Here is a 24,502-nt window from a genome sequence, read left to right on the forward strand (position 1 = left end):
ATGGCAAATCAAAATAAAAAAATTACCCTGACGGTCACGTTGCTTTTAGCTATAGCAGCCATGTTTACCGGTTTGTTCGTCGCGCAACATATGCATTGGAATAAAGAAATTGACCCTTCGCAATTTCATGGCACCTTATTACAGAAACCTCGTGATATCGAGCAGTTCAGTCTGACAGGGGTTGATGAGAAATCCTTTGACAATAAGAGTCTGCAGGGACAATGGACAATGATATTTTTCGGTTTTACTAACTGCGGATACGTTTGTCCTACTACGATGGCTGAGTTGGCTAAAATGTACAGTATCCTTGAAGAACAGCGGGTGAAACCTTTACCGCATGTTGTTATGATTTCTGTCGATCCGGAAAGAGATGATCTTGAAAAACTGAAAAATTATGTGATCGCTTTCAATCCTCATTTTTATGGCGCAAGAGGGGAGCAGGCGACTGTTAAAAAAATGGCAATGGAAATGGGTATTGCCTATGAGAAAAAAATCTCAACAAATTCAGAGAACTATGATGTACAGCACAGCGGTGCTGTCATGCTATTCAATCCCCGGGGGGAATTGAGTGCATTTTTCACCACTCCTCATCGAGCTGATTTACTGGCAAAAGATTATCAGCTTCTGGTTGGTTAAAAATTTTAGGGTGTTGCTTAACTACTCGTTTTCCTGTCATATCTGAAATAGATTGTATACTCTGTGAAGCCTGAGCCTGTATGCATATCAGGCATCCAGCTCTCTATGACATTGTCTTTGAGAGATGGTGTACCGAATCACAGTAATTTCGTATGAATAACGAGCCAACAAGCCCTTACTTGTCGTCTATACTTTTCTCATGAGACAAAGCAGACTCAGGTCCTGTGATTGGCTCAGAGAAGAGATAGATTTTTGGATACAATAAAAACAATTGGGAATAATTATCTTCATGAAAATTGCGATCTTGGCGACCAATCCCCATTTATATTCTCACCAACGATTAAAGGAAGCCGGTGAAGCTGCTGGACATGAAGTCAATATTATCAATCCACTGTACTGCTATATGAATGTTGCGGCTTCCAGCCCTAAAGTGCATTATCGCGGCGGTGAACCCTTGCCCAAGTATGATGCGGTGATACCACGTATTGGTGCGTCAATTACTTACTACGGCACTGCAGTCCTGCGGCATATGGAAACTATGGGGATGTATACCTTAAACGAGTCGATTGCGATTTCGCGATCCCGCGATAAATTCCGTTCTCTGCAGATATTGGCTCGAAAAGGGATCCCGATGCCATTGACCAGTTTTGCACAGTCACCGGATGATACTGAAGATTTAATTCGTATGGTCGGAGGAGCCCCGTTGGTAATTAAATTGCTGGAGGGAACACAGGGCAAAGGCGTTATTCTCGCAGATAGCCATCAATCAGCGGTTAGCATTATTAATGCATTTAAGGAAATGTCGGCCAATATTCTTGTGCAAGAGTTTATTCAGGAGTCCAAAGGAACAGACATCCGTTGCTTTGTCATTGGAGATAAAGTAGTTGCTGCGGTTAAACGACAGGCGAAAGAGGGTGAGTTTCGTGCCAATGTTCACCAGGGCGGTAAAGCGCAAAAAGTTGCTTTATCTCCACAGGAGCGTGCCATTGCGATTGGAGCGGCCAAAGCAATGGGACTCAAAGTCGCCGGTGTCGATTTAATCCGTTCCAATCATGGCCCGCTGGTACTTGAAATCAACTCGTCCCCCGGATTGGAGGGGGTTGAAAAGGCGACCCATATTAATATTGCGGGGAAGATCATTCAGTACATAGAAAAAAATGCCAGACCAAAAGGCTTGAATCAGCGATTTCAGGGGTAGTTACTGGATTCCGCGCATAAAGCGCGGTACGTAAACAAGTCTAAGTCTCTCAGGTTCAAGTAGTAGCGAAATTTGTTTTGAACTGGAATACACCGAATGGACTACCCAGCTCTTGAGAAAAAGCAATGAAGTGTTTATTTAAAATGTAAAATGACGTAAAATAGAACAAATCGTTTTCGCTAACAGGTGTCAAATGCCTTGGAAGAAACTAGGTAGTGGTAGTTTTAATACTACTTATGTGAATGCCGACAGAACACAGATCTTAAAAATTCCAAAAGAATCCTATGAGACAGACATGCCGCAACGTGCAGTCAGGGTATGGAATGAGATAAATGCTCATATCAAGCCCGCGGCCTATGCTGTTCGCTCAAAAAAACATGGTCTTGGATGGATTTGCCCCTATATTCAAGGCAGACAGTCCACTGATGAAGAAATGGTGGGTGCTTTAATCGATATTTTTACGCGCACAGGTCGAATTGTCATCGATGCGGCTGGAATTAAAAATTTTTTGACAACTAAAAGTGGGCACGTCGTTTGTGTGGATGTCGGTCTTAGCCTGGAGCTTGAAAAAAGGAATGAAGTAAGCATCGGGAAGAAAACAAGACGAAACAGTATAGCAAGTCAGAACTATTGGTATGAAGCTGAGGCTGGCCATGACAATTGGTTTCGGAGAGCAAGTTTTGTCTTCCCGCGAACGGTAGAAACAGTCAAAGCTTTATTATTTATCAAGAACAATCGACCGGACATTTTTGACGCCAGATTTTTAAAAAACAAACCCAATTTGATAAAGGCATTGGCTGCTGGTTATGATGCTCAACGCAATGTGGGCGTTAACTCACGGGTTGAATTGGCGGCGGAGATAATCGATTATCGAGCCAGCATCTCGACTCATCCCTCCGGGCGCTTACCAGCAATTTCTGTAAAAACCAAAGACAGATTATCCGAAGCAGTTAATAAAGCGAAAAATATTTTATTAGTCGAAAGAGAATTAAGTCTCGATAATCTTAAAGAAAGCTGTATTAGAGAGTTAACCCGTTATCTGCTTTCGAGAGGCTCTTTGAAAGAGGGTGAATTTTCGGCGTCTCTGATTACTCGTTTCTTTAGAAATTCCGAGCTGACGGCGACAAAAGCTGAGTATACCAAACTGCTCATGCATAATATTCATAATGCAGAGTCGGTTGAGGAAATAAAGGCACTTGCAGGTAAAGCTTTCGATAATCAATTATTGACTGCTTCAGCGCATAGCGTTAGCCTCGCTGTACGCCTGGCACAATGTTCCGCCATGTGTGATGTGGTGAAAGAGCAATCTGCTGGTTTGCAGAGACAGGCGAGTCTCTAATCTCTGCACACAGGTTAAGAGGCCCGGGTTTCTCTCTTTCGGTTATCACTTTTACCGATGAGCCAATCCGGGTTAACCTCAAGTTCATCGGCTAATCGATCCAGTATTCGAGATGTAGGAATCACTATTCCGTTTAAAAAGGCTTCTGCCTGATATCTGGGAATTTTCAAGAGCCTGGAGAATACTTCAATTCGCTCATCGTCTCGAGGAGGAACTCCGATACCATCCAGTTCTTTATTCAGGCGTTCAGCAAATCGTTTATTGCTCATTCCCTGCTCCTAAACAGTATTGTATAGATTCTTCTATAGCATAAAAAACCACTTTTGCAATATTCTGGTGTATCATTAAAATGTGAATGGAATAAGACCCTTAGTTCTCATTATTTGGAGCATATCGTGGAATCCTTAATTACATTGGGTTTGCTGGTTATTTTTGCAGTTGCTTTTGTTCTTTCTGGTGTGAAAGTGGTTCCTCAATCAGAAGAGTGGACTGTGGAGCGGTTTGGACGCTACACCCACACGCTGTCACCAGGGTTGGGATTAATTGTTCCATTTATTGATCGGGTTACCTATAAAGTAAATATGAGGGAACGAGTCCTTGAGATTCCTCCGCAGGAAATCATTTCTTCTGATAATGCGATGGTGACTATCGACGCAGTCTGTTTTTTTCAGGTGGTGGATACGGCAAAGTCAGCTTATCAGGTCGATAATCTGGAACATGCCATCCGCAATTTAACGATGACCAATATACGTACCGTTCTGGGATCTCTGGAATTGGACGGGATGCTTAGCCATCGGGATGAAATCAATAGCCGGCTAATGCATGTGGTTGATCAGGCAACTACTCCCTGGGGTGTAAAGGTGACCCGAATTGAAATTCGTGATATTCGCCCGCCACAGGATCTGGTGGATGCAATGGCGAATCAAATGAAAGCCGAGCGTGAAAAAAGGGCTTCAATTCTTGCTGCGGAAGGGGATAGACAAGCAGAAATACTGCGCGCTGAAGGGGATAAGCAGGGGCAGATTTTGCGGGCAGAAGCGGCTCGTCAGGAAGCATTCCTGGAAGCTGAGGCGCGTGAACGCACCGCGCAGGCTGATGCCAATGCCACGCGTATGGTGTCTGAAGCGATAGCTCAAGGTGATATCAATGCGATTAATTATTTTATCGCAGAGAAATATGTCGATGCGCTTAAATCGATAGGAAATGCTCAAAACAGTAAGATGGTATTATTACCCGTTGAAGCAACTGGAATAATAGGAGCGCTTGGCGGAATCAGCGAATTGATGAATACCGTTAAGACTAAATCGAATTAGTGAGATAATGATAATGAGTTGGTTAGTTTATTGGCATTGGTTCGCATTGGCCCTGATCTTAATGATTGCTGAAACCCTGGGGGCTGCAGGATTACTGGTTGCACTTGGAATGGCTGCTGCGCTAACGGGGATCCTCACTTTAGTAGCGGGCTTGTACTGGCAATGGCAACTGACTTGGTTCTCCCTGTTCTGCATTTTATTCACCATAGGATGGTGGAGAGTGCTTAAATACCGCTCACAGGTTTCACCACCGCCACTGATTAATCGCCCTCTGGACGCACTAATAGGACGAACTGCTATTCTGAGTCAGGCTATTGAAAATGGTCGAGGTAAAATCTATTTAAATGACGCCTACTGGTTTGTAACCGGGCCTGAGTTAGCCGCAGGAGCTCGTGTTAAAATCATTGCTGTTCAGGATAATACGGTTTTACTGGTAGAACCGCTTTAACTGAGTGCGCAGCCGCTAGTGATGATTGGACATTTGAGCCGTTCGGGCTGAGGATATCCCTCAACTCGAATCGGTTCAGGAGCAACGCTTTTTAAATGATGTATTCGCGTTAATCCAGATATTTAAAGCGGTACATGGTAATGAAGGGCGGTAAGCTATATCAGCCTAAGCCATTTCTTCAACTGGTTCACTTAATGCAATGACATTAGACGCATGCAGACCACGCTCGCCTTTTTCCAAATCGTAAGAAACCTGTTGCCCGGGAGCCAGGGTTTTGTACCCTGAACCATGAATGGCAGAAAAATGTACAAAAATATCTTCGCCACCACCTTCAGGCATAATAAATCCCCATCCTTTGGCATTATTAAACCATTTAACTTCGCCTGTAGCCATAAATCCTCCTTAAACTGGCAGCTGCATATCGATTTATACAACATAACCAATAGCGTAATTGCCTTCGTCCTTAAATGACAATTGTGAAAACCCATAAATAATATAGGTACTTTTCAACATAACTCAAAATTCATGCTTGTCAAATATTTTTTATGAAAAAATTTATTATTTTCCTGATATTATAAGGAGTCTGCTCTAAAAAAAATTACTGTTTTTAAAAAATGTTCATATTCAGCAAGCTTGGATTAACTTTTAATACACCATCCTTTAGAATGCATAAACTAACCAAAATAGCCTGAGACTATGTTTTCAATCGACGAGCGCATACTAAATTCCAGTGTATTTGTTTGTGAGAGCCGTTTATCTACCGTACTGGTAAAAAATGACAGCCGTTTCCCCTGGCTTCTTTTAGTGCCCAGAGTGGAGGGCGTACAGGAAATCACCCAGTTATCTCCAAAACAACAACTCCTCCTTATGGAGGAGATCGATTTGTTTTCCCGCGTTTTACAGGCGTCTCGTGAACCGGATAAATTAAACATCGGTGCTCTCGGGAATATGGTTAGCCAGCTCCATATTCATATCGTTGCGCGATTTAAAACCGATATTGCCTGGCCTCATAGCGTGTGGCAGCCTCTACTGGATAGCTGCTCCTATGAGCCGCAAACCCTGGAAATTTTTATCGAGCGATTAAAAGAACAGATGACCAGTCTTTCCAGGCCCGCCTGTCTACCCTCATTTCCTAAATAAAAACAAGTTTTACTCAATGGTATATACTGAGATTAAGAACTATATTTTTTTAGGAGGGTTTATGGCAATTGATAATTCATTCGCCAATCAACTATTAATTGCCATGCCTTCGTTAACGGATCCTAACTTTCAGCACGCCGTGATTTATGTATGCGAGCATAATGAACACGGTACAGTCGGATTAATTATTAACCGTCCCATGCAATACCCGCTTGGGCTCGTTTTTGAACAAATGAATATCCACCCCCTTCGCAATGAGCAAAACTATCAGCCTTTGTTATATGGAGGCCCTGTACAGCCGGAAAGAGGTTTTGTAATCCATCGGCCAACCGGCGGCTGGCGCTCCAGTTTATCCCTGCGCGATGATGTTACCGTGACCACCTCCAATGATATTATCCGCGCAATCGCTGATGATACGGGTCCCAAAGATGTTTTAATTACCCTCGGATATACGGGATGGGGTGAGCAGCAGCTTGAGAAGGAAGTGATAACTAATGTATGGCTGGTATGTCCTTATAAGGCCGAAATTATGTATGAAGTTCCTTTTTCTCAACGATGGGAATATGCCGGGAAGATCCTTGGCATCAATATGAGCCAACTCACTTCTGACGCTGGTCATGCCTGATGAATCCCGGGTATAATTAATAAGACAGCACTACTTGGATTTTTTTTATGCCCAGCGGTATTTATTTGGGATTTGATTTTGGTTTAAAACGCATTGGATTAGCGGTAGGACAGAAAATAACTCTGACAGCCCGCCCCCTGACAACCTTCAGTGCAGAAGCAGGGATCCCTGACTGGCGTCTGGTCGAGAAATCGATTAAAGAATGGAAACCAGAAGCCCTGATTGTCGGTTTGCCCACCTGTATCGATAACAGTGAACAGTACACCACCGCCTTAGCCCGCGAATTTGCGGATCAATTGTCCAATCGTTTTGCCCTGCCGGTTCACCTGGTAGATGAACGACTATCAACTGTAGAAGCCAGAGCAGAGTTGTTTGCGCAGGGCGGATACCGTAAACTAAAGAGCAGCCCTATTGACAGTTTTGCTGCCTGTGTGATTCTTGAACAATGGTTGCAATATCCGGATAACTAATATGAATCATTTTCTCAATATCGATCAGTTAAACTCGGCTGAAATCCATCGTTTGCTGGAGCGTGCCAAGGCATTCAAAGAGAATAAAATCCCTTACCCTGTGCATTCTGAACAGCGCCTGGCCAATTTATTTTATGAAAACAGCACTCGAACCAGAGTCAGTTTTGAAGTGGCTGCTGCTAATTTATCCATGCAGGTAATCAACCTTGATTTGGATCGCTCCTCAGAAAGCAAAGGGGAAGTGATTGAGGACACTATAAGAAATCTTGCGGCAATGGGGATTAATTTATTTACCATTCGTCACAGCCAGAATTTTTTGCCTCAGGAGTTATCTCAGATATTAGACAAAGGCGTTCATTTAATTAATGCCGGCGATGGCACGAATGAGCATCCTACTCAGGCAATGCTGGATTTAATGACGATCCTTGAACATAAACCTGATCTGCAATCGCTGAAAATCGCTTTAATCGGAAATCTGCGGCATTCTCGGGTAGCGAATTCCCTGCAGAAGTTATTTGCTCTCGTTGGAGTTAAAGAACTTCATTTAATAGCGCCAGAACTATGGCAACCGCAAACGCTGCATTTTGGTCAAGCTACAGAATCGCTGCGGGAGGGATTAAGCAATGCGGATGTGGTGATATGTCTTCGCGTACAGCGTGAACGATTGCTGGATAATGAAAACCTCGATCTGAGCACATTTCGCCGTTATTTTGCCCTGACCTCTGAGCATGTTAAATGGGCAAAACCTGACGCCATTGTGATGCATCCCGGGCCGGTGAATCGTGGTGTTGAGATTGACAGCGACATCGTTGATGGACCGCAATCAGTCATTTTGCAGCAAGTACGAAATGGCGTGTTTATGCGCATGGCGGTGCTGGACGCGGTAATGAACTCCAAATAACTGAATGGCAGGCCTGGCTTTTCGCCAGCCTGCAGTTTGTTCTGGATGGACATTATTTTGGAGCCTGCAGCATTTGTCTGAACGACAATGCCTGTTTCAATGAACTGTTATCCACCCGGCTTTTATTCTTCATATCAGCAATGGTGCGCGCTACTTTCAGTAGGCGATGATAGGCACGTGCCGATAAATTAAGTCGTGATAATACTTCAGATAAAAATTGCTGTTCTTCCTGCTGCAGCTCGCAGAATACTTCGCATTCTTTGGCGCTCAAGTGCGCATTGAGACAACCCTGTCTTGCCAATTGCAGTTCTCGACAGCTTTGCACCTCATTTCTCAGATATTCACTTTGTTTTGATTCGTTATTGACAGGACTAAGCAATTCCTCTTTGGACAGTGGTTGTACAGTAATTTGCATGTCAATGCGGTCCAGAAAGGGGGCGGATAATTTGCCAAGATAGCGATGAATTCGTTCCGGGCTGCACAGGCAATTGGCTGTGGGATTACCCCATTGCCCGCAGGGGCATGGGTTCATTGCTGCGATCAATTGAAATCTGGCAGGATATTCCGTTTGAACAGCGGCTCTGGAAATATGAATAACGCCTGATTCAAGAGGTTCACGCAGAGTTTCCAGCACGTGCCTGCTAAATTCGGGCAGCTCGTCTAAAAATAATACACCATTATGCGCCAGTGAAATTTCACCCGGCTTGGGGGGATTGCTGCCGCCGACCAGTGCCACCGTCGATGCGGTATGGTGAGGGGAGCGAAAAGGGGGAGAGCGCCAGCTCTGATAATCGATCGCTTTTTTGCTGATGGAATGTATAGCAATGCATTCAAATGCCTGTTCATCACCGAGTTCTGGAACCAGGGTATGGAATCGTTTTGCCAACATGGTTTTGCCGCTGCCTGGAGAGCCGCATAATAATACACTATGACCTCCTGCTGCAGCGATGAGCATGGCTTGTTTGGCATGTTCCTGTCCCTTGATATCCGACCAGTCCATGGTAGGGCTGATAGCCGTAGGGCGGGGTGGCGGCAGATTTTGAAGCGGGGTATCCAGGCTTAAATAACTGCAGATTTCTCTCAGGCTGTTAGATGCCAATACGCCCTCATAACTAATTAGTGACGCCTCTTCTGCATTATCCGCCGGTATAATAATCAACCGATTATCACGACGGCTGGATAAAATAACGGGAATAATAGCATTAATGCCACGTAAACCTCCATCCAGTGCCAGTTCACCGATAAACTCATGATTGGCCAGTTTGGCGGGTGGAATTTGCCCTGAAGCCGCCAGAATACCTATGGCAATGGGTAAGTCAAAACCACTGCCTGATTTCGGAAGTTCCGCAGGGGCCAGATTCACTGTGATTTTACGACATGGGAATTCAAATTGGCTATTTACGATGGCGCTTCTTACCCGATCTTTACTCTCCTTCACTGCAGTTTCTGGCAGGCCTACTATAGTAAAATTGGGCAGGCCATAGGCCAGATGGACTTCGACAGAAACAGGCTTGGCATAAATACCAATAGCACTGCGTGTTTTGCTAAGTGCGAGATTCATTTTTATTCCTTTAGGTAGACTTGTAGCAAATCAAAAAACAGTTTAGACGTTATCCTGGTCTTTTTTTTCTGTTGATTGAAGTTTAATCATTAAATTAACCTGAGCTTCCAGCGCTTCCAGTTTTTCCCTGGTGCGGCCTAAAACTTTGGCTTGTACATCGAATTCTTCACGGGTGATTAGATCCATACGATTGAATGCAATCTGCAAAATTTCCTTAAATTTGTCTTCAACATCTTTTTCAATGTTCTGGATGCTGGAGGGGAGGCTGGCAAATAATTTTTTGGCCAGGTCATCGAAATATTTGGGGTCAAACATTATGAAACTCCTTATCAGGTAGAGTATTAAATCTGAAACTATTTAACGGCCTCAGTATAACTCAATGCGGAAAGTCTGATAACTGATTTATATTATTAGCTATTAAAAACAGGTTTTCTGGAAAAAACTTTTTCCTGATTATAGAAATGATCAGCTAGAATATTATTTTTAAATGAAAGCTTCTCCAGGAATAAAAAATGAAAATGGTCACGGCAATTATTAAACCTTTTAAACTGGATGATGTGCATGAAGCATTAATGGAGATTAATGTTCCTGGCATAACTATCTCTGAAATGCGGGGTTTTGGCCGTCAGAAAGGGCATACCGAATTATATCGCGGTGCGGAATATGTAGTGGATTTCCTGCCGAAAATTAAAATTGAACTGCTGCTTCCTGATAATATGGTTGAACCTGCTATCGATGCAATCTGCAAATCAGCCTACACTGGTAAAATAGGTGACGGTAAAATTTTCGTCTATGATTTGCAGCAGGTAATTCGCATCCGCACCGGGGAAATGGGTGAGGACGCAATTTAAAGAGCTCACTTTAATTCCTGAATAAAATGCCATTCGCCGGCGCTTACAGGCATCACTGACAAGCGATTTCCTTTTCTTAACAAGGGCATGCTGCCTAGCTCAGGATAGTTTTTTAGTTCCTCAAGCGAAATCAAACGTTTGAATTTCTCTTTAAACCGCACATCGACCATAAACCAGCGTGGGTTTTCAGGTGTGCTTTTAGGATCAGGATGTTCGCTGTCTGGATCAAATGCGGTGAAATCGGGATAGGCTTTACTGGTTATTTCGGCAATGCCAATAATACCAGGCGGGGTGCAATTGGAATGGTAAAACAATATCTGATCACCCGTTGACATTTCTTTTATAAAATTCCTGGCCTGATAATTTCTGACACCGTCCCAATGGGTTGTCTGATTCGGTGCTTTTTGTAAATCATCAATACTGAAACAGGAAGGTTCTGACTTCATTAACCAATAGTTCATTTTTTTATTTAATCCAGTAAGTTTTCTCTTCGGTCACTACCATAGACATTTTCACATCCCAGTCATCAGGTTTGATAAAACTGGTGTGTTGTAATTCATAGGCGACGCCAATTGTGAGGGGGCGATCAATTGTGTCCAGGCATTTGTCATAATAGCCTCCCCCCATGCCTAAACGAGTACCATAATCATCAAAGGCAACCAGAGGCAAAAGGATAAGATCCAATTGGTGGATACTAATCTCTTTGCCGGATTCAACCTGCGGCTCGTGGATGTTATGTTTATTTCTTTCAAATAAAGTGGCAGGCGTCGCCGGCATAAAATGCATGTTTCTGTCGGGTCGAATAACAGGAAAATAACAATATTTTCCTTGTAAGGGAACAGAGCGCCATATATCGTGTAAATCCACTTCGCCGTTTGCTGCATGATAAAGCGCAATATGTCTGGCGTTGCGAAACACGGCCAGCTGTTTAATCCGATTGCAGATTCGCCTGGAGTTTGTCCGGCGATATTCCAGGGGAAGCCGTTCTCTTATGCCCCTGTAAACTTCTCTCATGCTTCGTTTTAGACGATCGGCCATGATAATTCCACAAAAAAAGAAACATTTATCAGTTATTTTGGAACAAAAATCACTGAAAATCCATGTTAAATCGAATCCAGTGTTTAAAGACAGGAAATCCTTTCGAATATTAAAGTGATTCTGTCAGAAAATTTTGTCAAAAGATCCTAGGCATAATTTAAAAAATAAGGTATATAGCAATTTTTTTATTGTCGTATTCAATAAAATTTGCAAGAGGTGAGTATATGACTGATCTGTTTGATGAGGATGAAATACTGGACGAAGATGGATTTGTCAATCCTGAGGATGATGATGTGGATATGGATGCCGGCGAATCTGCCGTTTTAGATGCACGTCGTCGTTTGGAGAATATGCTGGAGGAAAAGCGCTTGCGTGAGGAGCTTGATGATTTTATGGATTATTAGCAGGTGATTCGCATTCACTTCCATCCGCCTGGCGCTAACTTGTGCCTTTCCTCGGCTGATAGGCTATTTCTTGGTGAAGCAGTATTTGAAACGCTCAAAGTTAGAAGGGGCAAAGCATTATATAGTAGCCTTCACTGGAAGCGTTTAGGTAATACCGCCGCATTATTGGGTATTTCTTTTACTTTGGCTTTAGAAGAATGGCAACGAGTGATCGGGCAATATCTGGCAGAGCAGAATTTCACTGAGGGTGGATTGAAAATCATATTAACACCTGGCACAGCCGCTCGTGGTTTGACGCAAAGCGGCAATAGCCCGCATCTTGTTCTGGAGTGCTTTAATTATCAGCCCCTTGAGTCTCCCCTTAAATTAATCAGCTGCCCCTGGCAAAGGGATTGCATGAATCCTGTTTACCAGTATAAATCTGTCAGCTATTTTGAAGAGATTCTGGCACGCCGCTGGGCCGCTAATCAGAATGCAGACGATGTTTTGTTTTTTAATACAGAAAACAGGGCGACCGAAACCAGCATAGCCAACTTTTTTATAATCCATCAAAACAGGATAGGAACCTCTCCTCCTGCTGAGGGCTTAATATCCGGCATATTGCGTGAGCGTATATTGTCTATTTGTCAGAATAACCAGATAGATTGCCGGGAAAGTCCTGTTACCAGAGCAATGATTCAGGATGCCGAGGCATTATTTACCAGCAATGTGCTGCAGGGAATAAAAGCGGTTTCCCGGATAGACCATCTTGACAAGAATAGCGCCCATCCCCTGTTTATCCGATTATCCGCATTGCTGGCAAAAGAAATGGATGAATTTGCTTTTTCATTATAAATGACACCAGCAACCTGAGTTTCAGGCAAACATTTTCTGTGCAGGGACAGGAGGCTGGTCCTCCTGTTTACACAGGGTTGCCTCTTTAAATACTGTCACTTCCTGAATGAGTGGTTTACTTAATTGTTTGCTCAATTTCATCATCCACAACTTATATTGCTCCTCACAAAGATAAGGTTTTAAGCCAGTCAATACTTCTTTGGCAGCCTCCCTATCCTGGTATTCGGATTGCTTCATATAGATAGAAAAATGATAAACGGCCATTCGTGATTCAGTATATTGCCTGGCAAAATCTTTGCGAACTTCAGACTGGATACAGCTATTTGCATTATCCAAATGCTCAAGACTGCGATGCAATGGCATACTTACAGACGCTTCTTCAATTAGCTGAAAATCTTTAAGTGATTGTTCATCGCATCGAAGCAGCCTGGCTTGTCTCTCTTTTAATTCGTTTTTCAGGACCGTCGTTAATGTGTGAGTGATGTAAAAATGCAGTTTATCCAGCTGATAATTGTATATTTCCTCCAGTTGCTGTGAGGTGACAGAATCACTTCCCAGTAATTGTAAGAGCAGACTCAGTGCTTTACTCACCGCATTATTCTCGTTTTCATAATGAATGTTCTCTCTTGCGAGCCTGGAAAGCGCGAGTTGTTCTTTGAGCGACTCCATTAGAAGTTCCGCTGGCTGCTGTGTTCCTTTCATTTGTTTTTTCATAATCAGCCAATCATCGACATCATAAAATCGGGTATGAACCAGACGGTGTTCGACCGCTTGAGTAAGGGCAGGGGAAATCTGCTGAATACGTGAAATAATCCATTCGCATGAAATTTGCGGGACAGTCTTTCTGCGCTCACTTCGAGTCTCATTAATGCTGTCCAGCAAGCGGGTTTCCGAATAGCCGCTATTTAATACAAACCTTATAGCATCGGCCTCTGCTTCCCTGAAGGCATCAGGAATAATCGAGGGGTAATTATAAGGACTCAATATAGCCTCTTGCTCAGCAGGCTTATAAAATGTACTGACAGGCTGTACAGTATTGATAAATGCAATTTGCAGCAGTTTTATCATTTCAGAACCTATTTCATGTTCTTTCCATAGTCCGTCTGCGTTATTTTTGCGGTAATCAATAAAAAGCTGTTCGCATAAGGATTTAGCTACTAAATAGAGCAGAGGATTTTGAGGCGGTGTATGCGTTTTATGATGCAAAGTGAAAATATCCTGAAGCATTTGCAGATGATTACAATGATTGAGAGCCTGGCCTGACAACATTGCTCGAGCCTGTCGACTTGCCTTTCCCTGAGAGTCAAGTGCTTCATAAAGTTTGTCTGCCATTTCATCTCTCATTACGCGACGCAGACTGTTTTCAGGAAAAATCTGAGAGTCCGTTTTGCCCATATCAGCAATTAACTCTGCCAGTGGGTCAGATAATTTAGCTCTGTTGTGTTGAGTAATCGCCTCCAGAATTTTGCGCTGATATATGCCGAGATGAATCGGTTCTTGAGTTTCCAGCGATTCAAATAAAGTATTTATTGCTCGAGGGGAAAGTGTGGCGGCTAAAAACTCTCTGCTTAGAGTTCCTGTGAGAAGGCCATCTCCAGAGCCATAATGAAGCTGCCCATTGCTGAGCAATTCAAGATAAATGGTATGAGGATTTAGCTGCGGATTTTCTGTTTTTAAAGCAAGACCATAGCGAGAAATTCCAGTGATGTTAAGCTTTCGGCGATATTTGTCATCTGAAAGACAAAGCAAAATCAGCAGCTCAAATCCTAAATTGAGATGGCTGGCAGCTTGCCTGAATCCTGTTACAAAATGGGAAAGCAAGGTGTTTGCCAGCCAATTGATTTCAATATATTCATTGCTGCTGGGATATTCAAACGCTTCCTGGCTTAATTTATAAAGCCTGGAGCAGGCTATTCGGGGGGAGGCCTTACAAATTTTTTGCAGCATCAAATGATAGAGATTGCTTTCCAGTTCGTTTTTTATAGCATCCAGTCGGTTTAATATGACTTCAATATCGGTTGGGCATGTATCTGCTGATAATTGTTCGATACGATTTTTCAGATCATCCAGAGCTGACTTGGGGTCGATAAAAAGGGCCTGCTCAAATTCATGGTCCTTAAGATCTGCCGAACAGAGGGCTTGATGATAGTCTTTTAGTGTCAGCTTTGTTGTTTCAGAAATTTCAATGTCCTCCAGAAGCGCTTTTCTCAGAGAAGAGCCTTGAGGATAGTTAATCGGGTAGAAAAAAGAGAGGAATCTCCAAAACCAGGTAAAATGAGGAGTCCAGGTCCAGCCTTGTCCGTGATTGTCGCTTATAAGCTGTTTTCGATATTCTTCAAATCGATTTTTTCTAATCGATAATGTCTCCTCTGAATCGAGTATCTCTAATAATTTACGTTTTACTCCCTGATATTTTTTCGTTTTGTTCTGATGCAGTTTTTCTTTCCAAAGGAACAATTTTTTTTCATCGAGGCTGTACTGACGCATGATAATCTTCTTAAGATTAAATATTATTCAATTATCATAACTTGATTTAAAAAATTGTACTGTTAAGTTATTGTAAGGCTTTGCATCATTGTGTTAACTTAAATTTAAGGCTATATAAATAATATGTACTTGATCTGGATACCGCGAACAAGCTGCGGTACAGAGCGAGTTTAAATGAAGATAAGGAGATTACGGAGCTGAAAAAAATTAAAAAAATTGAATATTAATGTTTCTTAAGAAAACCTTAATCTTCAATTGATATTATTGGTATAGGTTTAGTGCGGGAGTCTTTTATGGCCATTGACGAAAAATCAAATAGTACAGCAGCAATATTGAAAAAGCTGGGAGTAGGCAATAACACTCTTTCAGCATCAATTCAGCCTGTTTCGACCAAGGCACAAGGTCTTGCACAATCTGAAGCTGATATACTAAAAGATATTCTGACAAGAAAAGAAGGACCTCAGAATACTCCTGGTTGGAGCTGATATTCGGTTTCTTTTTTAAACTCACTGTTAAAACCAGACTGTTTTTGCACATCCACAGTTTCATTCTCAAAATTCTCACTTCAATAGTTGACAATAAATCTCGCGCAATTAAATATGTTATATATAATTGATCATAATTAACGATTCCGGGGTTTGTGATGGCTGGTACATTTTCCGAGAGTACCCACTGGAGGGATTCGGCCAGGAGTGCTCGCTTTTTTATGGTGGATGCGCGAGCTGCGTTTCCCATATTTCTCTTTCTTATGCACATACGAATATGGACAGGCGTACTGGTCCTCGTCTCTGCTTTCTTTTTCGGCATCATTGAACACTATGGGTTCACCGTGCCCGTTTTTTTACGCTGGCTCAGGAGTTTTCTGGCTGGGCGAGTCCGATCCTCTCAACCCTGGTGGCGCTAATGGAAGTAGATATAAAAAAAAGTATGGCCTTAATTGCGGCGAGCATGAATGCCAAGTTTTATTTGAATGATCGTTTTGTAAGTTTTGACGAAGTGTTTTCCGATACCGGTCTTCTTCCAGCTATTGCCAGAAGAGCAGATCAGCTATGTTCTCTCTGTCTGGGTTACGGCTTGGGGGCAACTTTTGATGAAGCAGAAGGGTCTTTGTTAGGAATTCGCGTGGTTTTTGATGAAGTGACTCCCAACGCTCTGCGTTTATTATGTATGACTGATGTCATTAACGAGCTCATTCAGGGAGGGCCCAGTCGTGATTATACTCCTTTGGACGAACTGATGTATGATTAATCACATTTATTTAATATAAACTCTTGATTAGTTGGGCACTTCAGGTTTAAATGAATAAGAAAGCATGTTGTTTGGCTAAATTTCAGGATGTGCTATTTGTTTACTTCCTGTTATAAAAATAATAGTAAGCCTTAAGTTTAGCTTAAGGATAAACTGCTAAACTTATAGTTGTAATTGACCGAGTTGGGGTGTAAGGAATGGCAGAAGAATTAAAATCCGATAGTACTCAGATAATGCAAAGCTCATTAAGGCCTGGCTCGTCTCCAAGAAGTGAAAAGCCTGTCTCTGATGTAGCAAATTATTCGTCCCCATTGGCGCAAGCACAAGTTAGTCAGGCCAGTAAGGTATTAACCGCTGAAGAAGCATACAAAGAGTTTCAGAAAAATTTTTCCACCCTGAAGCGATTGAATAGCTTTAAACCTGATCCAGCCAATGCAAGAGGTGTGGAAGTATTGGGCAAGTGTGACAATGATTTCAAGGCTGCACTTTCTTCTCATAAACCAGTTAAGTCCATTGAGACAGAGGTTGTTAAGGAAGAAGTTGAAACTCGACGAGATTACGGATTGTTCTAGTTTAAGGGTAGTGCTTTTAAAAGTTATTGTCCTGAAAAACTTTAAAAACAAGCCCTAATAATTTATCTTGATACTCTGCATAGATTACATAATACTGTTATACTCCACTTATCCCTGAATGATAGAGCTATCAAGCTCTTTCATTTTAATTTTCAAGAATTTTCTCACGCATGAAAGACAGTGTAGACGATCAACAATCTGCAGATATTTTAAAGGCTCTTGATGAGGCTATTGAAACAGGCCCCTGGGAAGAGTCTAATTTCTTGCGTGTTATCGGAAAAAATCTGCGTGAGATTAGAGACAGTTATAATCGCTCACTGGAAAATGGAAAACCTAAAAATAATTCCAATGCTACCTTACTTAATCGGGTGGCCTTGCGCAGTGGACAGCAGGAAGTTTTCATAGCCCTTTATTCTTCAGAGGGAAATAACATGCAGAGCTGGGAGAGGATTCTCGCCAATTTGCCTCGTCAGGTTATTTCGCGTCCCATTTATGCCGATGAAGAGAATGTAAAATTTATAATTAAATCGAAAGAAAATAAAATGAATGAGTCTTACATCAGCATTTTCATCAATCAAAGTGATATTTTGCCGCTATCTTCCGACAAAATTCCGCAAGATAAGTTTGGCAAGCCTTTATTAACTTTAAAGGACCGTTCAATTAACCTTGAAAATATTAATCGCTTTGTTCATTATTCAGGCACTTATAAGTATGTAAAAGGCCGCTTGATAAAAAACCAACCCAATGATAGTCAATAATTTTCCCGCCCTTTTTGTTTTTCCTGGCTTTATTTAAAAAATAAACGAACTAATCTCGCAAAATCCTTAGGGGCAGGTATATACTTGCTGTTATGTAAATCTCTTTGATTTGATGGGATGGCTCAACAACCACAACAGCAGGGCGGCGGCGATAATTCAATGGCCCCAGTATGGATTATGGTACTGGTGTTTCTGATCGGCTGGATTATCTGGTATGCCGGGCATCAGTATATCGTTGCTTTTGTTTTTAAAATCAATGTAATGCAGGCAAAGCTGGTAAGTCTTTTTATAAGCAGTTCCAAGTTAGAGAACGATGTTTATCTAATGCAGACCATTGATCCTGCTACGATCAGTTGGACCCAGTTTCTTGATCTGACTCGTACAGTAGGTGATTACGTTCGTTATCCTGTCATAGTGATCCTGGTAGGATTAGCCTTTTATCTTTATCAGTCTAATGTCGTCTTAAAATTTAAGCGTGCGCATGATATGAAAAGCTTAAGAGCACAGGAGCAATACAATTGGCCCGCTATCATGCCTGTCGTCAAGGAAGATCTGGTGAGTCAGGATATTAATAAGGGCCCCTGGGCAATGGCTATGACGCCGCTTGAATTTGCTCGCAAATATCATCTGCTGCGAAAAGATGATGCAATTTTGGACAATCCGCTGCCTGGTATGGAAATGACTGCCGGTATTCGGCGGGGAGATGCCAAGCGTGTGTTTACTTTGCAACTGGGACCTTACTGGGATAGCTTCGAGCGATGTCCGCCTCATGCCAGGGCTTTGGCGGCAATATTCATGGCGCGGATGAACAGAGACAGAGGCTCTGCTAATCTGATCATGGAAACAATCGACAAAACGTTCAGTGAAGGCAAACCGGATTATTCGGTGGCCTTACCGATTATCAAGAAATACCAGAATGCAGAGAATGTTCAGGAAATTCTGGTACAGCATGCCTATTTGCTGACAGTAATGGCTTCCTTATTGCAGGCGTCGAGAGATGATGGTGTGGTGGCCAGCTCAGAATTTCTCTGGTTAAAACCCACAGACAGACGATTATGGTATATGCTTAATTGTGTAGGTAGGCAAACACCCTATGCGGAAGTTGCAGGACCGTTTGCTCACTGGAAAGCAGAAAGAGCCATGAAAAGACGTTCGCTGGTGCCGATGATCGATGAAGCTATTAAAGCCCTGGAAATGGCTATTAAAGAAGTGAAATTATCCCCACGCGAACTTCAGGAGTTGCAGCCATGATGCGCGGTATTGATTCACGTCATGAAATAGATCCAAGCCAGTTACTTAGAGATACTCGAACGGTTGGTCAGCGTTTGGCGGATTTCTTTTCCGACCCTACCAATGTATCGATTATTCTGGTTTCACTGGCCGGTATTGCTTATTACGTTTCTGAAATAGCGACTTTGCTATTAATTCTGGGATTTTTCTTTTTTATATATACTTATACCCGCAAACAGGTCTTACCCTTTCGTTTACCTAAAATTGCCCGTGTAAAAGATTATAATGATTTGAAACCCGGTATTAAAACACCCTACACCGCTCGCGGTATCGCGTTTTTTGGAAACGACCGCAAAAGCAATGAAGAATTATGGTTCGCCAATGAAGATTTAAGAACCCATGCCTTAATTTTCGGCTCTACCGGTAGTGGTAAAACCGAAGCGCTGGTCTCGCTGGCATTTAATGCCCTGGTACAGGGAAGCGGCTTCATCTATGTTGATGGGAAAGGGGATAACTCCCTCTATGCAAAAGTTTTCTCAATGGTCAGAAGCATGGGGCGAGAAGATGACTTACTGCTCATTAACTTCATGACCGGCGCCCGCGATATTGTGGGTCCCCAGGAAAAACGTCTCTCCAATACACTAAACCCTTTTTGCCAGGGTTCTTCCAGTATGCTGACCCAGTTGGTAGTTAGTCTGATGGGATCCTCAGGACAATCCTCGGACGGTGATATGTGGAAGGGAAGGGCTATCAGCTTCGTGGAAGCATTAATGAAGCTGCTTGTGTATATGCGCGATGATGGTGCTATTTTGCTGGATGCGAACTCCATTCGTAACTATTTCGACTTAACCCGTCTGGAAGCAATTGTTATTGATAAAGTATTTCCGCGGGATGAGCAGGAAAGTATAAATATAGAATCAGTTCCCAAGCTTGTGACTGACCCTTTAAGAAACTATGTGTTTAACCTTCCAGGATATAATAAAGAGAAGAAGGGCAAACAGGTTTCCCAGGTCCTGGAACAGCACGGGTTTATTACTATGCAGTTGGTGCGGGTATTTTCATCCCTGGCTGATACCTATGGGCACATTATCAGAACCAACCTGGCCGAGGTGGATTTCAAAGACGTAGTGCTTAACCGCCGCATTCTGGTTGTCTTATTACCTGCCCTTGAGAAATCTCCGGATGAGTTATCCAATCTAGGAAAAGTTATTGTATCTTCACTAAAAGCAATGATGGCAGCGGGCTTGGGTGAAGAGGTTGAGGGTGATTATCGGGATGTGATCGAGCGAAAGCCTACAAATTCACCTACACCCTATATGTGTATTCTGGACGAGTATGGTTATTATGCCGTTCAAGGTTTTGCGGTAGTGCCTGCACAGGCCAGATCTTTAGGATTCTCTGCTATTTTTGCTGGTCAGGATTTACCAGCGTTCCAGAAAGCATCCAAGGAGGAAGCTGCGTCAATCGGTGCGAATACCAACATAAAAATCTGTATGAAGCTGGAAGACCCCATCGAAACCTGGGATTTCTTTACCAAAACCGCAGGTGAGGCCTATGTAACCAAGGTTGATTCTTTCCAGACGAAAGACAGCAGTATGACTAACAGCTATCTTGATACTAAAAGTTCTTCCTTTGAAAAAAGAGCCCGGATTGACCTGCTGGATTTAAAGGAACAAACAGAAGGCGAGGCGCACATTTTCTTCAAGTCAAAAATTGTCCGTGCGCGTATGTTTTACGCCAACCCCAAACCGGTTAAACAATTAAAGCTCAATCAGTTCCTGAAGGTTGAAGCTCCATCGGATGAGTATCTGGCAAAACTGCAAAAACAACTGTCGGGTTTCCAGAAGGTTCTCGAAAGCGGTGATCTTAGTATCGATAAAGTTACTGAGAGCGAAGAGATAAGCCTCATTACCAAGGTGTTGCGTGAATCGACAGTGGTTGAACCCATCGAACGCGGCGTGGCTGCTTTGCTGGCTTACCACGGCCATAACGAGCCAGAACCGGTTGAAGAAATTATCGAAGAGGAAGAAGAGGGCGTTCTTACTATCTTCAGCAAACTGCGAGCATCTCATTATACAATTCCCTTACTGGTTAAGGATACTGAACAGTTCTCCATGCCTATTCTCGCAATTAACGAAACCAGAAATTATCTGGCTTCGATTGAAAGGAATAGTGGGGCCAAGGATAAATATTCAGGTTCTGTTGCTAATGAATTGATAAAAGACTTCCAGATGGCGACCACCTATCCGCCACAGGAGAGGGACGTCATTGAATCTTATGAGTTAACGGAAATTGTAAGAACCCTGACTGGAAGGATTGTCGAAGAGCGGCATAAGGCTAATGAGAAAGCTTCAGAAGAAACCTGATGGTTTTATCCTCTTACCTGACTCGCCTTGTGTAAACCTATGTCCCTCGGCTCGCCGAGGAATCAGGAAGACTCATAGAGAAACACTGGACTCTGCTCACAAGCCATAGGGGCGATGTGTTGCAGTGTGTAGGCCAACGTCATTCAAAATCTTCAAAAAGCAGCTATTTTACGGAAAACACAACGGTCTCGAAGGCTGCTCATTCTCCCATTGTAAAATTTTGGAAAATATTTTCTCAGCACAACTTGTTTCCAGTGCTGATGATTTAAAATCTATTTTGCTTAATACTTGGTCATTCACTGTCTTTTATGAATTGAATTTTCATGAACTGCTTGTAACGTAATGATTTGTATGTTTTTATTTGATAATGAAATTACCGAAGGTCACGCCAGCGTTTATCATCGCGATAAGCTGTGAATAATTTTGACAAGAGGGTATAAGTGAGACGAACGTTTTTTGACCTGCTTAAATCAATAGTTCTGCCTGTCAGCTTGCTGGCAACCTCTGTTTTGCCAGGGTGTAGCAGCAAGGGCGGTTCCTATCCTATTGATGAGGGTGTTAAATTACCTGGAAAGGTCCAAAACAGCTCTGATTCAGCAGTGATGTCCATGCAGAGCAAATTCAAAAATATGGGTGTCAAAGTAATCACCATCGGGTCAGATTATCTGATAAGTATTCCATCTGCTGCACTATTTGCTGATCAGTCCCCTCGACTGACCTGGCAATCCTACGCGATATTAAATGATGTAGCGCAATTTATGAAAATGTTTAGAAAAGTGTCGGTAACAGTTACTGCTTATAGCAACAAATATTTGTCTTGCAAGCGCGAGCAGGCTCTAACATTAACTCGTGCGCGCTCCGTTGCGGATTATTTATGGTCTCAGTGTATAGATAGCCGTTTTATATTTGTAGAGGGCGCAGGAAGTGATAAGCCTATTGTAGGAATAATGCAGGGTGGTGATCAGTCACCTAATTCCAGAATTGAAATAACGTTTAGAGACGCTATTGTATAGCAGAGGTTAAAATGAGCCGGGTGGCTTGGAATTTAATTAAAGAATCCAAATCATTTTATGTTTCAACCTATCGCAGGATTGGGACTTGGATATTAATCATGCTGGGCATCAATGTATTGCTGTTTATTGCAATTGCATATAGCCGGTTCCATCAGCCACAGCCGGATTTTTATGCAACCAATGGAATTACGCCGCCAGTTGTATTAACACCAATGGATACACCTAACTATTCAAACGAAGCTTTATTGCCACCGGATCCGGTAAATGATGACAATGAGAAACCCATTCCAGAATAAAAGAGGAAAAAATGGTTGATGATGCTTTAGCAGTGGTAACACTCCGTAATGAGTTTTACCGCGATGGACAAAGAAAATTAATGGTTGCCCTGATCTTGTCATTCATTGTTAATTTTATGATGGCAGGTTTGCTCGTATATGTACTGACCCATCCACCGGCACCTAAATATTTCGCAACCAGTATTAGCGGGCGAATAACGCCATTGTTTCCTTTAAACGAGCCTAACCAATCCGACTCATCGGTGTTGCAATGGGCGAATCAGGCTGCAATTGCTGCGTTTACCTATAACTTCGTAAACTATCGAGATGAGTTGCAGGCTTCATCCGGATTCTTTACTGCCGAAGGCTGGCAGCAGTTTCTCACGGCTTTACAACAATCCAATAACCTGGATGCTGTGAAGGCCAAGAAGTTAATTGTTTCCGCTGTGGCCACACGCGCTCCGATTATTTTGCAGAAAGGATTACTGAACGGCCGATATTCCTGGCGAATCCAAATGCCGATTCTGGTTACTTATCAGAGTGCCAGTGAGTTTTCACAGCAAAATAACATTGTTACAATGTTGATTACTCGGGTGTCTACTTTGAATTCGCCTCGAGGAATAGGAATTTCCCAATTTGTCGTGGGACCAGCTAGTGGTGGAGTAACCTGATGCAAAAAACCGGATCGCATAAATTATTAAAATATGGTTTGACTGCTGTCTTCGCATTTAACTCGGTCATTACTGCTTCCTATGCAGCCGAGCAATCCGACTCGGCGCAGCAGGCTTTACAGCAGTTACGTATGCTGCAGCAAAAATTGTCTGCACAGCAGGGGGGGAATTCCAGCCCCAGCCCGCAGTTGAATCTTCCGCTGGGAAATGCTGCAGGAACTACGGCTCAGAGCACTACACAAACACAGCAAACGACTACGGTAGTGAATGCAACAACCGGGCAGCAAATTTCAGGTCCGCCTAAAACTCCCGGCGCTCCTGATCAACAGGTCTTGACTGCAAATGATAATGATGTCATCGACAAACAGGCATTTGATGGCGTCTTAAAGCAAAAGTTTCCTTTAACTCCTGAACAAATCATACGCCTGAGGCATGCTTACCAGGCTAACGACTTTGCTGAAACCTCCACAGCGGGAACACCGCCCAAACCGACAGCGACCTCTCAGTTTGTAAATTTGTCGCCTGGATCTACGCCGCCTGTTATCCGTTTATCACAAGGCTTTGTTTCTTCACTTGTGTTTCTGGATTCAACCGGAGCGCCCTGGCCTATAAGCGCCTACGATTTGGGTGATCCTGCCTCGTTCAACATACAGTGGGATAAAACCAGTAATACACTAATGATCCAGGCCTTAAGACTGTATAATTACGGCAACCTGGCTGTGAGATTAAGAGGCTTGAATACGCCGGTGATGCTGACGTTGATTCCCGGACAAAAAGCAGTCGACTATCGAGTCGATTTAAGAATTCAAGGTTATGGTCCAAACGCTAAAAGTATGCCAATGGAAGAAGGTATTCCTCCGGCAGTCAGTGATATTTTATTGCATGTTCTGGATGGGGTTCCGCCGGATGGCAGCACGAGATTGGTAGTAAGTGGCGGCGATGCAAGAGCATGGTTACTGAACGATAAAATGTACGTTCGGACCAATCTGACCATCCTGTCGCCTGGATGGATTGGCAGTATGACCAGCGCGGATGGTATGCATGCATATGAAATGCAGAGATCGCCTGTTTTATTGGTTTCCTGGCATGGTAAAGTCATGCAGCTCAAGGTAGAAGGGTTATAA

Annotated in this window: 30 protein-coding genes; 23 read left to right on the forward strand and 7 right to left on the reverse strand. The window is 42.9% G+C overall.

Annotated features, from left to right (window positions below):
* From LXA66_RS05245 to LXA66_RS05255, 3 genes are all read left to right on the forward strand, one after another.
* Entirely contained in the window at positions 1-636 is a 636-nt protein-coding gene (locus LXA66_RS05245) for an SCO family protein (protein WP_233012308.1), read from the forward strand.
* 289 nt (positions 637-925) lie between these two features.
* Positions 926-1,834, forward strand: coding sequence for a 30S ribosomal protein S6--L-glutamate ligase (rimK, locus tag LXA66_RS05250; RefSeq protein WP_133138496.1), 909 nt, complete (start codon positions 926-928; stop codon positions 1,832-1,834).
* 193 nt (positions 1,835-2,027) lie between these two features.
* Complete coding sequence (locus LXA66_RS05255; protein WP_233012309.1) at positions 2,028-3,173, forward strand: hypothetical protein; 1,146 nt, start codon at positions 2,028-2,030, stop codon at positions 3,171-3,173.
* A gap of 14 nt (positions 3,174-3,187) precedes the next feature.
* Here LXA66_RS05255 and LXA66_RS05260 read toward each other — a convergent pair whose 3' ends face one another.
* Positions 3,188-3,442: a hypothetical protein gene (locus LXA66_RS05260; RefSeq protein ID WP_233012310.1), complete on the reverse strand. Its 255-nt coding sequence runs from the start codon at positions 3,440-3,442 to the stop codon at positions 3,188-3,190.
* Between the two features lie 126 nt (positions 3,443-3,568).
* On the opposite strand from LXA66_RS05260, the gene LXA66_RS05265 reads away from it, so the two are divergent.
* Complete coding sequence (locus LXA66_RS05265; RefSeq protein WP_233012311.1) at positions 3,569-4,486, forward strand: SPFH domain-containing protein; 918 nt, start codon at positions 3,569-3,571, stop codon at positions 4,484-4,486.
* A gap of 13 nt (positions 4,487-4,499) precedes the next feature.
* Positions 4,500-4,934: an NfeD family protein gene (locus LXA66_RS05270; protein WP_233012312.1), complete on the forward strand. Its 435-nt coding sequence runs from the start codon at positions 4,500-4,502 to the stop codon at positions 4,932-4,934.
* 165 nt (positions 4,935-5,099) lie between these two features.
* On the opposite strand, the gene LXA66_RS05275 is transcribed toward LXA66_RS05270, so the two are convergent.
* Positions 5,100-5,327 (reverse strand): cold-shock protein, encoded by a 228-nt coding sequence (locus tag LXA66_RS05275; protein ID WP_058508941.1) that lies wholly within the window; start codon positions 5,325-5,327, stop codon positions 5,100-5,102.
* A 303-nt stretch (positions 5,328-5,630) separates the two neighbouring features.
* Here LXA66_RS05275 and LXA66_RS05280 point away from each other — a divergent pair, with 303 nt between their 5' ends.
* The 4 genes from LXA66_RS05280 to LXA66_RS05295 all read left to right on the forward strand — a co-directional run bounded on the left by LXA66_RS05280 (position 5,631) and on the right by LXA66_RS05295 (position 8,070).
* Complete coding sequence (locus tag LXA66_RS05280) at positions 5,631-6,074, forward strand: HIT domain-containing protein (RefSeq protein ID WP_233012313.1); 444 nt, start codon at positions 5,631-5,633, stop codon at positions 6,072-6,074.
* Positions 6,075-6,135: 61 nt separating this feature from the next.
* The gene (locus LXA66_RS05285; RefSeq protein WP_233012314.1) at positions 6,136-6,699 is read left to right on the forward strand and encodes a YqgE/AlgH family protein; all 564 of its coding nucleotides are present in this window, start codon (positions 6,136-6,138) and stop codon (positions 6,697-6,699) included.
* Positions 6,700-6,746: 47 nt separating this feature from the next.
* Positions 6,747-7,169 (forward strand): Holliday junction resolvase RuvX, encoded by a 423-nt coding sequence (ruvX, locus tag LXA66_RS05290; protein WP_233012315.1) that lies wholly within the window; start codon positions 6,747-6,749, stop codon positions 7,167-7,169.
* A gap of 1 nt (position 7,170) precedes the next feature.
* Positions 7,171-8,070 (forward strand): aspartate carbamoyltransferase catalytic subunit, encoded by a 900-nt coding sequence (locus LXA66_RS05295; RefSeq protein WP_233012316.1) that lies wholly within the window; start codon positions 7,171-7,173, stop codon positions 8,068-8,070.
* A 52-nt stretch (positions 8,071-8,122) separates the two neighbouring features.
* Here LXA66_RS05295 and LXA66_RS05300 read toward each other — a convergent pair whose 3' ends face one another.
* Both LXA66_RS05300 and LXA66_RS05305 read right to left on the reverse strand, forming a co-directional pair.
* Positions 8,123-9,631 (reverse strand): YifB family Mg chelatase-like AAA ATPase, encoded by a 1,509-nt coding sequence (locus tag LXA66_RS05300; RefSeq protein WP_233012317.1) that lies wholly within the window; start codon positions 9,629-9,631, stop codon positions 8,123-8,125.
* A 42-nt stretch (positions 9,632-9,673) separates the two neighbouring features.
* A complete protein-coding gene (locus tag LXA66_RS05305) occupies positions 9,674-9,946 on the reverse strand; it encodes an accessory factor UbiK family protein (RefSeq protein WP_112219859.1) in 273 nt (90 codons plus the stop codon).
* Positions 9,947-10,143: 197 nt separating this feature from the next.
* On the opposite strand from LXA66_RS05305, the gene LXA66_RS05310 reads away from it, so the two are divergent.
* Positions 10,144-10,482: a P-II family nitrogen regulator gene (locus LXA66_RS05310; RefSeq protein WP_058508948.1), complete on the forward strand. Its 339-nt coding sequence runs from the start codon at positions 10,144-10,146 to the stop codon at positions 10,480-10,482.
* Between the two features lie 5 nt (positions 10,483-10,487).
* Here LXA66_RS05310 and LXA66_RS05315 read toward each other — a convergent pair whose 3' ends face one another.
* The gene (locus tag LXA66_RS05315) at positions 10,488-10,943 is read right to left on the reverse strand and encodes an EVE domain-containing protein (protein WP_112219860.1); all 456 of its coding nucleotides are present in this window, start codon (positions 10,941-10,943) and stop codon (positions 10,488-10,490) included.
* 4 nt (positions 10,944-10,947) lie between these two features.
* On the reverse strand, positions 10,948-11,520 hold the full coding sequence (locus LXA66_RS05320; protein ID WP_233012318.1) for a 5-formyltetrahydrofolate cyclo-ligase: 573 nt from the start codon (positions 11,518-11,520) through the stop codon (positions 10,948-10,950).
* A 224-nt stretch (positions 11,521-11,744) separates the two neighbouring features.
* On the opposite strand from LXA66_RS05320, the gene LXA66_RS05325 reads away from it, so the two are divergent.
* Both LXA66_RS05325 and LXA66_RS05330 read left to right on the forward strand, forming a co-directional pair.
* Positions 11,745-11,924, forward strand: coding sequence for a PA3496 family putative envelope integrity protein (locus tag LXA66_RS05325; protein ID WP_112219862.1), 180 nt, complete (start codon positions 11,745-11,747; stop codon positions 11,922-11,924).
* 3 nt (positions 11,925-11,927) lie between these two features.
* A complete protein-coding gene (locus LXA66_RS05330; RefSeq protein WP_233012319.1) occupies positions 11,928-12,758 on the forward strand; it encodes an aminotransferase class IV in 831 nt (276 codons plus the stop codon).
* A gap of 21 nt (positions 12,759-12,779) precedes the next feature.
* Here the strand turns inward: LXA66_RS05330 and LXA66_RS05335 are convergent, their stop codons facing one another.
* A complete protein-coding gene (locus LXA66_RS05335) occupies positions 12,780-15,245 on the reverse strand; it encodes a hypothetical protein (protein ID WP_233012320.1) in 2,466 nt (821 codons plus the stop codon).
* 293 nt (positions 15,246-15,538) lie between these two features.
* On the opposite strand from LXA66_RS05335, the gene LXA66_RS05340 reads away from it, so the two are divergent.
* The 11 genes from LXA66_RS05340 (at position 15,539) to LXA66_RS05390 (ending at position 24,502) form a co-directional block, all read left to right on the forward strand.
* A complete protein-coding gene (locus LXA66_RS05340; protein ID WP_112219865.1) occupies positions 15,539-15,730 on the forward strand; it encodes a hypothetical protein in 192 nt (63 codons plus the stop codon).
* A 158-nt stretch (positions 15,731-15,888) separates the two neighbouring features.
* Positions 15,889-16,149, forward strand: coding sequence for an IcmT/TraK family protein (icmT, locus tag LXA66_RS05345; RefSeq protein WP_112219866.1), 261 nt, complete (start codon positions 15,889-15,891; stop codon positions 16,147-16,149).
* Positions 16,149-16,493 carry a type IV secretion IcmS family protein gene (locus LXA66_RS05350; RefSeq protein ID WP_058508956.1) on the forward strand — a complete coding sequence of 115 codons (345 nt, stop codon included), beginning with the start codon at positions 16,149-16,151 and terminating at the stop codon, positions 16,491-16,493. Before icmT ends, LXA66_RS05350 begins: the two co-directional genes overlap by 1 nt.
* Positions 16,494-16,690: 197 nt before the next feature.
* Positions 16,691-17,065, forward strand: coding sequence for a hypothetical protein (locus LXA66_RS05355; protein ID WP_233012321.1), 375 nt, complete (start codon positions 16,691-16,693; stop codon positions 17,063-17,065).
* Positions 17,066-17,235: 170 nt separating this feature from the next.
* Positions 17,236-17,823, forward strand: a complete 588-nt coding sequence (gene icmQ, locus LXA66_RS05360; RefSeq protein ID WP_233012322.1) for a Dot/Icm secretion system protein IcmQ — start codon at positions 17,236-17,238, stop codon at positions 17,821-17,823.
* 117 nt (positions 17,824-17,940) lie between these two features.
* Positions 17,941-19,074, forward strand: coding sequence for a type IVB secretion system coupling complex protein DotM/IcmP (gene icmP, locus LXA66_RS05365; protein WP_233012323.1), 1,134 nt, complete (start codon positions 17,941-17,943; stop codon positions 19,072-19,074).
* Entirely contained in the window at positions 19,071-21,419 is a 2,349-nt protein-coding gene (locus LXA66_RS05370) for a TraM recognition domain-containing protein (RefSeq protein ID WP_233012324.1), read from the forward strand. The genes icmP and LXA66_RS05370 overlap by 4 nt, the downstream gene beginning before the upstream one ends.
* 440 nt (positions 21,420-21,859) lie before the next feature.
* Complete coding sequence (gene icmN / locus LXA66_RS05375) at positions 21,860-22,432, forward strand: type IVB secretion system protein IcmN/DotK (RefSeq protein WP_233012325.1); 573 nt, start codon at positions 21,860-21,862, stop codon at positions 22,430-22,432.
* A gap of 11 nt (positions 22,433-22,443) precedes the next feature.
* Entirely contained in the window at positions 22,444-22,728 is a 285-nt protein-coding gene (gene icmM / locus LXA66_RS05380; RefSeq protein ID WP_112219872.1) for a type IVB secretion system protein IcmM/DotJ, read from the forward strand.
* A gap of 11 nt (positions 22,729-22,739) precedes the next feature.
* Positions 22,740-23,378 (forward strand): type IVB secretion system apparatus protein IcmL/DotI, encoded by a 639-nt coding sequence (locus tag LXA66_RS05385; protein ID WP_058508962.1) that lies wholly within the window; start codon positions 22,740-22,742, stop codon positions 23,376-23,378.
* Positions 23,379-23,416: 38 nt separating this feature from the next.
* Entirely contained in the window at positions 23,417-24,502 is a 1,086-nt protein-coding gene (locus LXA66_RS05390) for a DotH/IcmK family type IV secretion protein (RefSeq protein ID WP_370637229.1), read from the forward strand.

The sequence above is a fragment of the Legionella sp. 16cNR16C genome (genome assembly GCF_021297775.1).
GTDB classification, from domain to species: Bacteria; Pseudomonadota; Gammaproteobacteria; order Legionellales; family Legionellaceae; genus Legionella_C; species Legionella_C quinlivanii_A.

Bases quoted from the DNA above. Each gene is read 5' to 3' on its own strand.
- LXA66_RS05325 (WP_112219862.1), top strand. From the start codon at position 11,745: ATGACTGATCTGTTTGATGAGGATGAAATACTGGACGAAGATGGATTT.
- LXA66_RS05275 (WP_058508941.1), bottom strand. From the start codon at position 5,327: ATGGCTACAGGCGAAGTTAAATGGTTTAATAATGCCAAAGGATGGGGA.
- rimK (WP_133138496.1), top strand. From the start codon at position 926: ATGAAAATTGCGATCTTGGCGACCAATCCCCATTTATATTCTCACCAA.
- LXA66_RS05340 (WP_112219865.1), top strand. From the start codon at position 15,539: ATGGCCATTGACGAAAAATCAAATAGTACAGCAGCAATATTGAAAAAG.
- icmM (WP_112219872.1), top strand. From the start codon at position 22,444: ATGAGCCGGGTGGCTTGGAATTTAATTAAAGAATCCAAATCATTTTAT.
- LXA66_RS05355 (WP_233012321.1), top strand. From the start codon at position 16,691: ATGGCAGAAGAATTAAAATCCGATAGTACTCAGATAATGCAAAGCTCA.
- LXA66_RS05245 (WP_233012308.1), top strand. From the start codon at position 1: ATGGCAAATCAAAATAAAAAAATTACCCTGACGGTCACGTTGCTTTTA.
- LXA66_RS05350 (WP_058508956.1), top strand. From the start codon at position 16,149: ATGGAAGTAGATATAAAAAAAAGTATGGCCTTAATTGCGGCGAGCATG.
- LXA66_RS05320 (WP_233012318.1), bottom strand. From the start codon at position 11,520: ATGGCCGATCGTCTAAAACGAAGCATGAGAGAAGTTTACAGGGGCATA.
- LXA66_RS05305 (WP_112219859.1), bottom strand. From the start codon at position 9,946: ATGTTTGACCCCAAATATTTCGATGACCTGGCCAAAAAATTATTTGCC.
- ruvX (WP_233012315.1), top strand. From the start codon at position 6,747: ATGCCCAGCGGTATTTATTTGGGATTTGATTTTGGTTTAAAACGCATT.
- LXA66_RS05270 (WP_233012312.1), top strand. From the start codon at position 4,500: ATGAGTTGGTTAGTTTATTGGCATTGGTTCGCATTGGCCCTGATCTTA.
- LXA66_RS05295 (WP_233012316.1), top strand. From the start codon at position 7,171: ATGAATCATTTTCTCAATATCGATCAGTTAAACTCGGCTGAAATCCAT.
- LXA66_RS05255 (WP_233012309.1), top strand. From the start codon at position 2,028: ATGCCTTGGAAGAAACTAGGTAGTGGTAGTTTTAATACTACTTATGTG.
- LXA66_RS05370 (WP_233012324.1), top strand. From the start codon at position 19,071: ATGATGCGCGGTATTGATTCACGTCATGAAATAGATCCAAGCCAGTTA.
- LXA66_RS05260 (WP_233012310.1), bottom strand. From the start codon at position 3,442: ATGAGCAATAAACGATTTGCTGAACGCCTGAATAAAGAACTGGATGGT.
- LXA66_RS05300 (WP_233012317.1), bottom strand. From the start codon at position 9,631: ATGAATCTCGCACTTAGCAAAACACGCAGTGCTATTGGTATTTATGCC.
- LXA66_RS05285 (WP_233012314.1), top strand. From the start codon at position 6,136: ATGGCAATTGATAATTCATTCGCCAATCAACTATTAATTGCCATGCCT.
- LXA66_RS05280 (WP_233012313.1), top strand. From the start codon at position 5,631: ATGTTTTCAATCGACGAGCGCATACTAAATTCCAGTGTATTTGTTTGT.
- LXA66_RS05315 (WP_112219860.1), bottom strand. From the start codon at position 10,943: ATGAACTATTGGTTAATGAAGTCAGAACCTTCCTGTTTCAGTATTGAT.
- icmT (WP_112219866.1), top strand. From the start codon at position 15,889: ATGGCTGGTACATTTTCCGAGAGTACCCACTGGAGGGATTCGGCCAGG.
- icmP (WP_233012323.1), top strand. From the start codon at position 17,941: ATGGCTCAACAACCACAACAGCAGGGCGGCGGCGATAATTCAATGGCC.
- LXA66_RS05335 (WP_233012320.1), bottom strand. From the start codon at position 15,245: ATGCGTCAGTACAGCCTCGATGAAAAAAAATTGTTCCTTTGGAAAGAA.
- icmQ (WP_233012322.1), top strand. From the start codon at position 17,236: ATGAAAGACAGTGTAGACGATCAACAATCTGCAGATATTTTAAAGGCT.
- LXA66_RS05310 (WP_058508948.1), top strand. From the start codon at position 10,144: ATGAAAATGGTCACGGCAATTATTAAACCTTTTAAACTGGATGATGTG.
- LXA66_RS05385 (WP_058508962.1), top strand. From the start codon at position 22,740: ATGGTTGATGATGCTTTAGCAGTGGTAACACTCCGTAATGAGTTTTAC.